This is a genomic window from Flavobacterium sp. I3-2 (assembly GCF_013389595.1).
In the GTDB taxonomy this organism is placed as follows: domain Bacteria; phylum Bacteroidota; class Bacteroidia; order Flavobacteriales; family Flavobacteriaceae; genus Flavobacterium.
In genome coordinates this window covers 3,537,196-3,549,933 of record NZ_CP058306.1, presented here as the reverse complement: position 1 = coordinate 3,549,933, position 12,738 = coordinate 3,537,196, and the positions used below count along the sequence as shown (strand labels likewise).

At 38.3% G+C, this 12,738-nt stretch carries 11 protein-coding genes, 8 tRNA genes and 1 pseudogene; 17 read left to right on the top strand and 3 right to left on the bottom strand.

Annotation, left to right across the window (positions count from 1 at the left end; translation table 11 throughout):
- Nucleotides 1-2: 2 nt before the first annotated feature.
- The 8 genes from HW119_RS16615 to HW119_RS16580 all read left to right on the top strand — a co-directional run bounded on the left by HW119_RS16615 (nt 3) and on the right by HW119_RS16580 (nt 763).
- A tRNA-Ser gene (locus tag HW119_RS16615) sits at nt 3-86 on the top strand.
- Nucleotides 87-102: 16 nt separating this feature from the next.
- A tRNA-Pro gene (locus tag HW119_RS16610) sits at nt 103-177 on the top strand.
- A 24-nt stretch (nt 178-201) separates the two neighbouring features.
- Nucleotides 202-275, top strand: a tRNA-Arg gene (locus tag HW119_RS16605).
- 20 nt (nt 276-295) lie between these two features.
- Nucleotides 296-379: transfer RNA gene (locus HW119_RS16600), tRNA-Ser, on the top strand.
- 16 nt (nt 380-395) lie between these two features.
- Nucleotides 396-470: transfer RNA gene (locus HW119_RS16595), tRNA-Pro, on the top strand.
- A 24-nt stretch (nt 471-494) separates the two neighbouring features.
- A tRNA-Arg gene (locus HW119_RS16590) sits at nt 495-568 on the top strand.
- 20 nt (nt 569-588) lie between these two features.
- Nucleotides 589-672: transfer RNA gene (locus tag HW119_RS16585), tRNA-Ser, on the top strand.
- Nucleotides 673-688: 16 nt separating this feature from the next.
- A tRNA-Pro gene (locus tag HW119_RS16580) sits at nt 689-763 on the top strand.
- 529 nt (nt 764-1,292) lie between these two features.
- Here HW119_RS16580 and HW119_RS16825 read toward each other — a convergent pair.
- The 3 genes and pseudogenes from HW119_RS16825 to HW119_RS16565 all read right to left on the bottom strand — a co-directional run.
- A pseudogene (locus HW119_RS16825) lies at nt 1,293-2,279 on the bottom strand (recombinase family protein); the annotation flags it as partial.
- A 318-nt stretch (nt 2,280-2,597) separates the two neighbouring features.
- Nucleotides 2,598-4,067: a recombinase family protein gene (locus tag HW119_RS16570; RefSeq protein WP_177766469.1), complete on the bottom strand. Its 1,470-nt coding sequence runs from the start codon at nt 4,065-4,067 to the stop codon at nt 2,598-2,600.
- Nucleotides 4,064-4,222 (bottom strand): hypothetical protein, encoded by a 159-nt coding sequence (locus HW119_RS16565; RefSeq protein WP_165601776.1) that lies wholly within the window; start codon nt 4,220-4,222, stop codon nt 4,064-4,066. The genes HW119_RS16570 and HW119_RS16565 overlap by 4 nt, the downstream gene beginning before the upstream one ends.
- 598 nt (nt 4,223-4,820) lie before the next feature.
- Between HW119_RS16565 and HW119_RS16560 the strand changes: the two genes are divergently transcribed.
- From HW119_RS16560 to HW119_RS16520, 9 genes are all read left to right on the top strand, one after another.
- Complete coding sequence (locus tag HW119_RS16560) at nt 4,821-5,213, top strand: single-stranded DNA-binding protein (protein WP_177766467.1); 393 nt, start codon at nt 4,821-4,823, stop codon at nt 5,211-5,213.
- 45 nt (nt 5,214-5,258) lie between these two features.
- A complete protein-coding gene (locus HW119_RS16555; protein ID WP_065720133.1) occupies nt 5,259-6,332 on the top strand; it encodes a DUF932 domain-containing protein in 1,074 nt (357 codons plus the stop codon).
- 79 nt (nt 6,333-6,411) lie between these two features.
- Entirely contained in the window at nt 6,412-6,864 is a 453-nt protein-coding gene (locus HW119_RS16550) for a hypothetical protein (RefSeq protein WP_255497939.1), read from the top strand.
- 204 nt (nt 6,865-7,068) lie between these two features.
- Nucleotides 7,069-7,671 (top strand): PRTRC system protein E, encoded by a 603-nt coding sequence (locus HW119_RS16545; RefSeq protein WP_177766465.1) that lies wholly within the window; start codon nt 7,069-7,071, stop codon nt 7,669-7,671.
- A 26-nt stretch (nt 7,672-7,697) separates the two neighbouring features.
- Nucleotides 7,698-7,916, top strand: coding sequence for a PRTRC system protein C (locus HW119_RS16540; protein ID WP_177766463.1), 219 nt, complete (start codon nt 7,698-7,700; stop codon nt 7,914-7,916).
- A gap of 17 nt (nt 7,917-7,933) precedes the next feature.
- Nucleotides 7,934-9,088 carry a hypothetical protein gene (locus HW119_RS16535; RefSeq protein ID WP_177766461.1) on the top strand — a complete coding sequence of 385 codons (1,155 nt, stop codon included), beginning with the start codon at nt 7,934-7,936 and terminating at the stop codon, nt 9,086-9,088.
- A gap of 10 nt (nt 9,089-9,098) precedes the next feature.
- Nucleotides 9,099-9,812, top strand: a complete 714-nt coding sequence (locus HW119_RS16530) for a PRTRC system protein B (protein ID WP_177766459.1) — start codon at nt 9,099-9,101, stop codon at nt 9,810-9,812.
- Nucleotides 9,809-10,618 (top strand): PRTRC system ThiF family protein, encoded by an 810-nt coding sequence (locus HW119_RS16525; protein ID WP_177766456.1) that lies wholly within the window; start codon nt 9,809-9,811, stop codon nt 10,616-10,618. The genes HW119_RS16530 and HW119_RS16525 overlap by 4 nt, the downstream gene beginning before the upstream one ends.
- A 371-nt stretch (nt 10,619-10,989) precedes the next feature.
- On the top strand, nt 10,990-12,738 hold the full coding sequence (locus HW119_RS16520) for a hypothetical protein (RefSeq protein WP_177766454.1): 1,749 nt from the start codon (nt 10,990-10,992) through the stop codon (nt 12,736-12,738).

Genomic DNA, 12,738 nt, shown 5'->3' with positions numbered 1-12,738 from the left:
TAGGAGAGGTGCCAGAGCGGTAATGGAGCAGATTGCTAATCTGTCGACCTTTACGGGTCGCCAGGGTTCGAGTCCCTGTCTCTCCGCAACAGATAACCGAATCGGGGTGTAGCGTAGCCCGGTTATCGCGCCTGCTTTGGGAGCAGGAGGTCGCAGGTTCGAATCCTGCCACCCCGACAAAATAACTTAAGTGTTAGGTTAGGTCCAATAGCTCAGCTGGATAGAGCAACTGCCTTCTAAGCAGTAGGTCTCAGGTTCGAATCCTGATTGGATCACAAATTATTTATTGTAATTAGGAGAGGTGCCAGAGCGGTAATGGAGCAGATTGCTAATCTGTCGACCTTTACGGGTCGCCAGGGTTCGAGTCCCTGTCTCTCCGCAACAGATAACCGAATCGGGGTGTAGCGTAGCCCGGTTATCGCGCCTGCTTTGGGAGCAGGAGGTCGCAGGTTCGAATCCTGCCACCCCGACAAAATAACTTAAGTGTTAGGTTAGGTCCAATAGCTCAGCTGGATAGAGCAACTGCCTTCTAAGCAGTAGGTCTCAGGTTCGAATCCTGATTGGATCACAAATTATTTATTGTAATTAGGAGAGGTGCCAGAGCGGTAATGGAGCAGATTGCTAATCTGTCGACCTTTACGGGTCGCCAGGGTTCGAGTCCCTGTCTCTCCGCAACAGATAACCGAATCGGGGTGTAGCGTAGCCCGGTTATCGCGCCTGCTTTGGGAGCAGGAGGTCGCAGGTTCGAATCCTGCCACCCCGACTTGACGGGACAAAGTAGAAAAATCTACTTTTGTCTCGTTTTTTTTTGCATATAACTTTTTGTTTATCAGGTTGATATGTTGTATAAAATCATTGCGCCGAGCGGTTCGAACTTGGCTTTCTGAAAAAATGATTTTTTCAGGGTAAATTGAACCAATATCTTTTGATATCTCTGCAAGTTCTCCCTTCATTACATTTTTCTCTATCTCAATTATCTTGTTAATTCCTTGTTTTATAAGGTCTTGAATGTTATCTGAATCATAATTAACTCTATTTAGCTTTGCTTCCAGAGCAGAAATCTTTGAACTATAGACTGATTTCATTTCTCTATAGTCTTCAGCTTCAATCTGACGAGTAGCAAGCAGGTCTCGCGTGTGAGATAATCGATCTTCATAATCTTTAATTTCTGCCAAAATCTCCTTTTTTTCTGATTGTACTTCTAGTGTTCCACCTAGGTAGTCTTTCGAAATGGTTTCTTCATAGAAAGATACATTTTGGATTTTAGGAAGAAATTCAATTAAGTCTTCTACAATAGCCGCGTTGACTTTTTCAGCATTCACACGATGCGTACATCCTCCGATACAATGGTAATATGCATAGTAACGGCTTCTACCTTTTGATTTACTTCCAGTCAATAACTTACTGCATTCGGGGCAAACCAAATATCCTCTAACCGGAAACTCATCAATGGTTTTTATCTTGGGGCGATAGTTTCGTCCGCGTCCATCTAATACGTCCTGTACTTCATAGTAGAGCGATTCAGATATGATCCCCTCGTGTTGCCCATCAACGAAACGGCTTTCTTCGTCTTTGAACTGGGGAACGAATATTTTACCACAATACAACGGATTTCGTATAACCTGCCAAAAAGCATTCTTGCTACATTTCAATCCCTTTTCTTTCGCTTGCTTAAACACCTGCTCAGTATTGAAAATACCTTTCGCAATTTCTTTAAATGCGTACCTTAAAACGGAAGCGTCAGGCTCTTTCGGTGCAATAAATTTCTTTCCATTTTCGGAAGTTTTATTTTCATATGCTACAGGGGCTAATCCCATATAGCGACCCTCTTTCTTCGCTCGGCGCATGCCGTAAAATACATTCAATGCACGACGGTCATTTTCTACTTCTGGAGCCGCAAGATAAAATGCCAGCATCATTTTATTTTCAGGGATAGACAGGTCAAGTGGTTGCTCTATCGCCTGCGGTTCTACGCCCAACCCACGAAGAATGTTAATCATTTGATAGGCATCACCAGCATTTCTGCTGAAACGGTCCCATTTCGTGAAAAGGATAAGGTTTACATTATTCTTTTTCTTTTTCAATGTTGTGATAAGGCTTTTCCATTGCGGTCTGTTGAATGTTTTTGCTGAGTGATCTTCATAAATAACATCCCTTATCTCAATTGACTGATTAAGACAATATTTACGTAGCATCTCTTCCTGATTTCTTTGGGAATAACCTTTATCAGCTTGTTCGTCTGTACTAACTCGTATGTATATGTCTGCTATATAACCCATTTCTTTAAATATAAAATTGCACAAAATATGACCTAGGAGTTACCCGATAAAAAACTGCGTTGCAAAGCATTAAACAGTATCTTTCGTATATAGTAGCACTCTTTGGCTTTTATTGGTACTAATTTACTAAATCAATAGCATCTAATCCCTTATTTTTCAGGAATATTGGTATAAAATAGTCGTTTTATTTAAAAATGATTTTCAGGATTGTCAGCGATAAATCTCCTGCAATCCTGTACGGAATAAGCCAAAAAAAATGCCCAAATTGGGCATTTTTGATAAGTGTTTTTTCTACAGTAATTTTTATAGTTGGGATAATCAGATATAACTATAACCTAGTTTAACAGCGGTGCAGAATTTTGATTTTGAAAACGATATCCCATCGAATAGCAACTTTTCTGGAAAGATCAGGTTTAAAAATCCCCTGAAGTCTTCACTGTTGCTTTGTTGCAAAACCTTATCGAGCTTGAGAAATTCTGCGATGTCATTTTTCAATAGCTCGTCTATATCTGGTATTCGCCCACAAACTTCCTGAAACTTTTTATTTAGCTGGTCAATAGACGTACTGTATTGGTTCTTTATCTCATGATATTCCGAAGCGTCTATCTTGTCAGTGGCCAACAAATCCCTAATATGCGATATCCTGTTTGCTAAATCCTTAAGTTGTACAGAAATCTGTTTTTTTGAAGTTTGAATATCCTTGGTCTGTTCTAAATAGCTCTCTAATAAAATATCTTTATAGACTTCTATTACTTCTTTTGAAGGTGCATAGCGTCTTAGCTCATTTTTAAATAATTCAGTTAACTCTTCTGCACCGATTCGCAAAGAACATCCCTTATAGCAATGATAATAATTGTAATATTTGTTTCTACCTTTGGAACGACTTGCTGTTAATAATTTTCCACATTCTGGACAGATCAGAAATCCTCGTAATGGAAATTCATCACGAGTTTCAATCTTTAAGCGGTATTTTCTGCCTCTGCCATCCAAAACGTCTTGCACTTGTTCAAATAGTTCTTCACTTAATATCGCTTCATGTTGCCCTTGTACAAAATAGCTCTCTTCATCTTTAAATGTCGGTATAAAGATTTTTCCGCAATAAAGTGGATTTCTTATTACTTGCCAAAAAGCGTTCTTGCTGCATTTCAGACCTTTTTCCTTTGCTTTCTTCCAAATTTGCTCGGTGTTGTATGTTCCCTTTGCTAATTGCTCAAACGACCACCGCAAGGTGGAAGCATCTGGTTCCTTTGGTGTAATGTATTTAGTTCCGGCCTCATCAATTTTGTTCTTATAACCAACCGGAGCCAACCCCATATACCTTCCTTCTTTCTTCGCCCGTCGCATACCATAAAATACGTTTAATGCCCGCCTGTCATTTTCAACTTCTGGAGCTGCAAGGTAAAATGCGAGCATCATTTTGTTTTCTGGTATTGATAGATCCAATGGTTGCTCAATTGCCTGTGGTTCTACATTGAGATCTCGGAGTTGATTTATCATTTGGTAAGCATCACCGGCATTTCGGCTAAAACGGTCCCATTTTGTGAAAAGGATAAAATCAACGCTGTTCTTTTTCTTTTTGAGGTTCGTGATTAACTTTTTCCATTCTGGCCTATTGAAGGTCTTTGCAGAATGATCTTCGTATATAACATTGCGAATTGATATAGAATAATTCTCACAATATTTGCGTAACATTTCTTCCTGATTGCGCTGCGAATAACCTTTATCAGCTTGCTCATCTGTGCTTACACGTACATATAGATCTGCAATGGGGTCTCTTCCTGCTTTCATTTTTCCAGATATTTTTTTACAGTGATGCGTGCCAGCTTTTTTAAAAAGTCAAGCATTTTGGAGGCATCTTCGTTTGACATTTCAGTTTTATCACCTTTCATAATTTTTCTCAATTTCTCTGCTGTCATTCTAGTTTTCTGCAAATTTTCTTTCATATCAAATCCATTTAGAACATTAATAGAATCTGAAATTATCAATGTTTGTAAGATGAAGGTTTAACAATGTTCTGTTTGTCGCCTAGAGGCAGTATTTGACTAAATGCAACCACAATTATTTTAGCTACAGACTAGGTTGCATAGTCGTATTATTAAAAAGTATTTAAAATTCAGCCTAGATGGCTGCATGCTTTGTTACCACATCAGGCCATTACCCAATGCCATTTTCACCGCCTTCCACATAGTTTTTTATTCAAGAACCGGTATGCTGTTTTTGTTCCATTTCAAGAGCAAAGGTATTTCAGTGTTCTTAACGCAACAGCAAGGTCATGCCCTCCGGGTTTGCAAAATAATCTCCACCCAAGGGTAGTATTTTTTTGCAAAACCTTGCTGTTGCTAAACACTAACCTTTTATGCTCGTGAAACGATACAAAGCATACTCCGGCTCTTTACACGAATAAAAAAAATGTCAGAATTGAAAATTATCAGCATTAGAAATGGAAAAAGTGAAACGAAAACAAGCACCTCCTCTCATTGCCGAATAAATCAAATCAAAAAAAAATCAAACAGGAATTTAACAACGTAAAAATCGAAAATCATGAACATCACAGGAAGACTGACAAGAGATGCGGAAGTACGCACAACGTCACAGGACAAACAAGTAGTAAACTTTTCAGTAGCAACAAACGACAGCTACAAAAACAAGCAGGGCGAACGCATAGAAGAAACAACCTATTTCGACTGCTCGTACTGGATAACTCCCAACGTAGCCAGACTACTCACAAAAGGCACATTGGTAGAACTGAGAGGCAGAGTAAGTACAAGAGCGTGGACAGGAAATGACGGAGAGCCAAAAGCAGGACTGAATTTTCATACCTCGCAAATCAAACTGCACGGAGGTAGCAGGAAAACAGAAACCGCACAGGCTACTGACAATAACAACAAAGGCAAGGCTAAAGCGGAGCAAACCGAAGATGACCTACCATTTTAACAGCTATCAAATATTCATTTTTCAAACTTTTAAAATTTCAACAACATGGCACATAATATCAATTTCAACAGCAGAACAGGACGTTACTCATTTTTTAGTGTAAAGGAAAAAGCGTGGCACGGTTTGGGGCAAATCGTACAGGATTACCCAACAAGCGAACAAGCAATCAGACACGCAGGGTTAGATTATGAAGTGGTAAAATCTCCACTCTTTACAAAAAGCTCAGGCATTATAGAAACTGCTAACGGTATCGAGATTGGAAATAGCGAACTGGAAGTACCTAGTTATTTCGCCAACATACGCACCGATAACAATGCAGTTTTGGGTGTGGTCGGTAAAGACTATCATATCGTACAAAACAGGGATGCTTTTTCATTCTTTGACAGTATTGTAGGCGGTACGGACGGCATTTTATACGAAACAGCAGGAGCTTTGGGTAATGGGGAACGCATTTTTATTACCGCCAAATTACCGAGTTATATCCGTGTGGGCAATGGCGATGATGTGACAGAAAAATACATCTTCCTTACGACTTCGCATGACGGTAGCGGTAGTATTACAGCCGCTTTTACACCTATCCGTATCGTTTGCCAAAATACCTTAAATGCTTCTTTGCGTAATATGAGCAATGTTGTACGCATTAAGCACACCGCAGGAGCAAAACAACGTTTGGACAACGCACATAAAGTTATGGGAATTGCTAACCAGTTCAGTCACCAATTAGAAGGGATTTTCAATGAGTGGACGAAAGTAAAAGTTTCAGACCAAGAAGTTAAAAAGCTAATCCAACTGGCACTTTGCCCAAATAAGGAAACATTGGAACTGCTAAAAAAAGGTGCGGAAGATGAAGTTTCCACAGTATTCAAAAACGTGGTTGAAGATGCTTTTGCATATGCAATGGTAAGCGATACCCAACAGATGGACACCACCAAAGGTACATTGTTCGGAGCATACAATGCGGTGACAGGCTACTATCAGAACGTAAGAAATTACAAAGACGACGAAGCCAAATTGCAGAGTATTGTAATGGGCGGTACTGCTCAACTCAAATCACAGAAAGCATTTGAATTATGTACCTCTTTTCAGAAAGTCGGTGCAGACGTTTTCCAACTCAATTAATTAAACCACAGGCTACCGCCTTGCAAACGGCAGTAGCCTTAAAAACTAAATATTATGGCGAATTGTTGCAGTAATACGGTTGTATTCGAGGGAAAACCCGAAGCAATCTAGACAGATACAACAACTTTTCCAAACCCTAAAAGAAAAGGAAGAACAAGCCGAAGAAGGGCAATTGCCCGACTTTTCAGACAGTACAAACGGTGGGTATTTCTTCAATATCTATTGGAACGAGGGCGATGAAGGAAATTTTCAGTACGAAACAAAATGGTCGCCAAACTCCGAGATACTGCGGAGCATAGCAGACCAATACCAAGTTGATTTTGTACAGGATTATGAGGAAATAAGCAACGGAATATATGGCAGGGCAACTTATCAAAACGGCATATTGGACGATGTATGTTTGAGCGATGAAGATTTGGAAACCTACGAATTTGACGAAGATACAGACACCTACCATTTTGAGGGGGAAACTTATGAAAGTGATAGCGAAATACTGGAAACGCTTTTGGAACGCAAATTATCATTGCTATGAAAGTAATGGATTTAAACGGATGCTCTATCGAAGTCACTGACCTTGATGAAGCCATAAAGATTAGTAAACGGTTCACTGGTTACAGGCACGAGGACGAAAGTTTTTCCGAGTTCGACAAAAGACAGAACGCCTACTGGACGGATATGTACAATAAACTGACAGCAAAGAAAAAACGATTAGAGGACAAACAAAAAAATTAGAACGATGAACACAAATTTTTTCAATCAGATACAGCAGTTGGACTTTACAGGAGTATTGCAACTGAACATTTCAAAGGGAGCAGAAACCAAGCTAATCGTATCGGTTATGCTCAATAACGAACAATGTGGAGATAATGCCAAAAACCTTATTCCGCCCCTTACACTCAACGCTACTGCACAGGAATTTGACGAGGAATTTTTTGAGCAGATAACCGTACCAGTACAAACCGTTTCGGGTTTGATGGTGGATATGGAAAAGTTTCTAAAACAAATGGAGGAAGTCAAAAAACAATCGGCAATGGAAAAGGAAAAAGCCGATAAGGAGAAGAAAGAAAAGGAAGCCAGGGACAAGAAGTATAAAGAAGCTATGGCAAAGGCAGACGAACTGGAAAAAGAGGGCAAATTCCGTGAAGCGTGGATGAAAGTGCCGAACCCTGCCGATTTTCCCGACTATGCAGAAGCCATACGCAAACGCAAAACTTCACTATCGGACAAATTTGCCACACCGAGCCTTTTCGGCACTACGGAAGAAGCAACACCCGAACCGATACAATCGGCAGAAGTTACAGACGATTACCCCATAGATGAAGCAGGAGAAGAAGAATAAAAGTACTAACCCAAAAATCAAATGCTATGTTATTAGCAACGCAATTACAACGAGTTTTCATACTGAATGATAAGGGGCAGGAAATCAAACTCAACGACCCCGAACCGCAATGGAGTGTACAGGCAGTAATGAATTTTTATTCCAATACATACCCCATTCTGACCACCGCAAAAGTATCAGCACCACAGATTAAAGATGATACAATACAGTACCGCTTTGAAAGTGCTATGGGAACAAAAGGTTAAACCAAAACAGTAAAACAATGACTTATGCAACGACATACCGTATCGGGAACATTCCAAATGCCCCAAGAACCCAAGCAAAAGAAATTGCACCGTCAGTTAAGCGAGTTCGCCAACTGGATGCAACGACCGAAAGACGCAAACGAAATCCAAAAGGACAAACAGCAGTCCGTACCAGTAGCCATGTTGCCAATGGTTTTTTAAGGACTTCGTTTCTTCCAAGACTGAACGAAACAGAAACTGTACAGGCTTGCAGGGATAATGCCAAAATGGAAAGGGATTTTTATCGCTCCCTTTCTCAATTGGTAGAGCATTACGGTATCATTCCGAAACCAACGCAATCTTATGGCTATCCCTACAATATTGCATTGGCTTTAAAAGATACCGAAGAACAGCTAAAACTTAAAGCCAGTGATTGGGAAGAAATCAGACTGATACAGGATAGTAAGAAAGTATTTTTTACAAGTGAGGAAAGATATGATACTGGTGCAACCCTGTATTACATTCCCGTAGTACCCCTATTTCGTTGGTTGAAAGACCCAAAGCGAAAACATACCGCTCAACTGCTTTTGTCGGTTTGCAGTTATTTGTACCACATTGCCGATATACCATATTACAGACAACAAAGCAGTTATCTGTACTGGATGTATGAAATGCACAAAGATTGGGTAGCCGAGGATGATTACGGAGAAGATACAGAAGCCTGTCTCCGTGAATTTGCACAAGCAGAATGGATTGGCGACCGTATGGAACAGAAGATTTACAACGAAGCCAATTTAAGGTTCTTTAAAGAACGTTTAAACCGTTTTAAATCGAAAGATAGAATTGATGCTGATTGCTATAAAGTAGCACAGGAAGCCTATGCCATTTACCAGCAATACCCTAATGCTAACGTATTCCGCAATGCCCGATCCAATGGCGAAGCCAACGAAGAAGATATGGAAAATATCATTTCAATGCAGAAGTATGTTTCATTCTGTGCAGATGGTACAGGCTGGCTAATGGATAATATAGTAGAATCCGTAAACAACGAATTACAGGAATACGGACAGATGGAAGAACCCATTATTATCAAACGGTTTGACGGAAGTGATATAACCGCCAATACATTGGAGTTTGAAAACCGTTTGTTGCCGATGATAAACGAATTGACCTACATTTTGAATAATTTTTAAAACAAAAGCTATGAACGATATAACACAGGATTTCGGAACACTGTACTATCCAAAATCGGCATTGGTATTTTATCAGACTACTGGAAAGGGTAACGATACTTATGTAGAGCATTTTGATATGGATAAAAACGGTATGCCCATTAATGCACACCCTCTGACCGTAAAAGAAGCTAACCAACTGGCAAAGGCTTTGAAAACTGCCAAAGAGGAAAAAGAACTGTTATTGAAACCGCAGGGAATATTAAGCAATGAGGTCTTATACTTTGAGCCGACAGGAAACAAAGTGGTTTGGTTTACCAAAGCCACACAAAGGGAAAAGTATTTTACCGAAAGTCTTGGCATACCTAAAGGCAAAGCCAATGTACCGCCTATGTTGTGGGTAGCAAACCGAAACGGTTTAGCCGTTTTTGCCTTACCAAATGGCAGAAGACCTACCATAAAAACAAAGCTGTACAATGCTCCCTTTTTTAACGTGTATGAGGATGGCAATGTATGTATGGGTACAGTTGATGTACGCATAAAGAAAACCGCTTCATTGGAAGAATTTACAAACAAATGGGAAAACTTTTTCTTTGACAGCTATTTCAGTCATTTAATGCACGGTCATAACCCGATAAAGGGAAATTGCGTAAGCCTTTGGGAGAATTTAATCGCCACAGGCGAAGCCTTTCCAATGGAAGTATTGACAAAAAGTAACCTAACCTTAAAAGACATATTGCGATGAATACCGAAAAAATAAAAGTCCATTTTACGGACAATAGCTTAATTAACGCTACCAATCCCATATCGGTAAACCTTATCGGTGCAGGTGGCACAGGCTCAAAGGTTTTGACCGCCTTAATGGAAATGAACCACAGTTTAATTGCGTTAGGACACGCAGGATTGTCTGTTCGCCTTTGGGATGATGATGTTATTACAGAAGCTAATTTGGGTAGACAGCGTTTTGCAGAGTGTGAGGTCGGGCTATATAAATCCGTTGCTCTCATCAATCGAGCCAACCGCTTTACAGGTACAAACTGGAAAGCTGAAACGCAGAGGTTTGAAAAGGACAGTTTCGGAAAAGTTCCCGAAAACGTACTGGCTACAATCTTTATTACCTGTGTAGATAGTGTAAAAGCAAGATTTAGTATTGCCGAAATATTTAAAGCATTGGATAACGGAAAGTATTACCACCATAAACCAAAGTATTGGTTGGATTATGGAAACAGCCAATATACAGGACAGGTATTATTATCAACCATTGGAGAGATAAAACAACCTAATTCCGACAGATACGAAATAGTATCTAATCTTCCAATGATCACAGATGAATTTGGTGATTTGCTGAAGCAGTCCGAACAGGAAGACGACACACCAAGTTGTAGTATAGCTGAAGCATTGGAAAAACAGGATTTGTATATCAATTCGTCATTGGCTCAAATGGGTAGTTCTTTGTTATGGGGTCTATTTCGCCACGGATTGATAGAATACAGAGGCTTTTTTCTCAATTTGAAAGATTTTCGTTCACAACCTATTGCAGTCGCCCGATAGCCGGAATCGGGCGGCAAAAAGACACTCCCTCCCAAAGGTCGGGGCAGTCTTTTTGCATCTAAGCGGACCAACCACTTTGCCAAAATGTAAGGCTACGCACCGTCCTCACTTCACATTTCATCAAACAGGTTGCGATCTGTTTTTGCAGGGATATTCGGTATCCCTTTCGTTGTTTTAGCTAACTTCTTTTCTTTCCACATCTGCGACCAAAGAAAAGAAGCAAAAGAACGTCGCACTATTATTAAACATTTTCATTTATGTCTATCTATCGATAAGTTTATTTATTATAAATTTGATAACTTGTGAACTTAAATAATTTATTCATAACTTATTTAAGTTATTGAATTTTAATCAGCTTAATTACGCTTTTAATGAATTTAGTAGATATATCAACCTTAAATGTCGAGGTTGAATTAGATGTATTGAAACGTGACACTCAACGTAATAGTCTTTTTCTTTATCAGCATAAAGGTGTGTTTTTTGCTGACAATACACGTATTGGAAATAATAACCAAGAAGAAGCAATAACCAAATTTACAAATGTATTAATTAGGGCTAAAGATGATAATACCGCTTTAGTTTTGTCACCAGAGTACTCCTGTCCCAAAAGAGTGATAGAAGAGGTAATTTTAAATGGGAATATATATCCTCCTCAAGGGAAAATATGGGTTTTAGGAGGTGAATCTTTAAGTAAGGTAGAATTAACCGCTTTGAAGGGATTAAATAATGATAATCATTACATATATTTTGAAGATTGTTATACAAATTCAGATAAAAATTATGTAGATCCTTTGTATTACATTTTTAGAGGTATCCATGAAGGTGTTGAGAAACTGATTATTCTAATCCAGTTCAAAAGTCGACATATGGGAGGTTTGCGTTCTAGTCAGTTAGAAGCAGAAAATCTTATTGAAGGAGAAAATGTATATATCATTAAAAATAATCATAATTCAATCCGCTTGATGTCCTTTATATGTTCACAGGCAATAAATTTTGATGCATCTTATAAAGAACAATTAATAAATCATCATAGCTGGACGGATTCGCCATTTTTGGTGCTAAATTTACAGTATAATCCAAATCCATCTCATATTGATTTTATAGCCTTTAAAAAATTTGTTTTAGAGAAGGAGAAAAGAGAATTAATTACTTTAAATTGGGGTATTGAAACAACTTTTATAAATGGTAATAATTTGTATAATGAAACGAATACACCTAGAAGTGCAATTTATTTCAGAACAACTGATGATGATTTAGATTTCAGGACAGTCAATATTGAAGAAAATCACAAAAAAGGGTTATACTTTTTGCAAATTCTTCGAACTAAAAGAGTTTATTTTTTAAACGGAAATGTTGAACTTTTTAAAATTTACAATAAACCTGTTAGTATAGATGACGGACAAGATGTACAACAACGTAGAGAAGGACCAACTATCGGTAATATATTTATTTTTAACGAAGACTTGAACTTATCAGAAATAAATCAAATTGAAGACAATCATATTAATTTTCTAATAGAGAGAGGAATTCAAAATTCTTTTTTGCTTAATACAGATACGTCGATAATAGATAAAGAGAGATTGATAAATATATCTACAGGTAAAGTGAAAAGCAAAGTGAAAGACAATTGGTCAGATGTAATTCATTTAAATAGCTTTATTTTAAATGAATCTGACGAATGTAATAATAGGCTTACTTATATAGAAGATCGATATCCGTCAAGTGAACAAGTAAGAATGATAAATTGCTCTAATATCTTTGAATTAGATCAAAATATAATTCCTACTGCATCACATTACCCTCACAGTATAAAGCATTTAGAAAATAAAAATATTTCCCTAGCTTATGCAGATAACGCTCAAGTTTTTAATTATAAATACAATTTGGTAAGTGATAACAGAACTATTGAAAAGGCCACCGTTTGTTATGTTGGAAGTGCCGTTAGTCCTCGCGAAGTAAATAAAGTTTATGATGCATTACAAAACTTATTCGATGAAGAGTCTCCTGGCAAGTATACAATCGTCGTTTTTTATAAACAAGGTAATACAATTTTAAATAAGTCAAATCCTGAAGCAGGAAGTATTACGGAAACGCCAAACAGTAATAATTCTATTTCATAA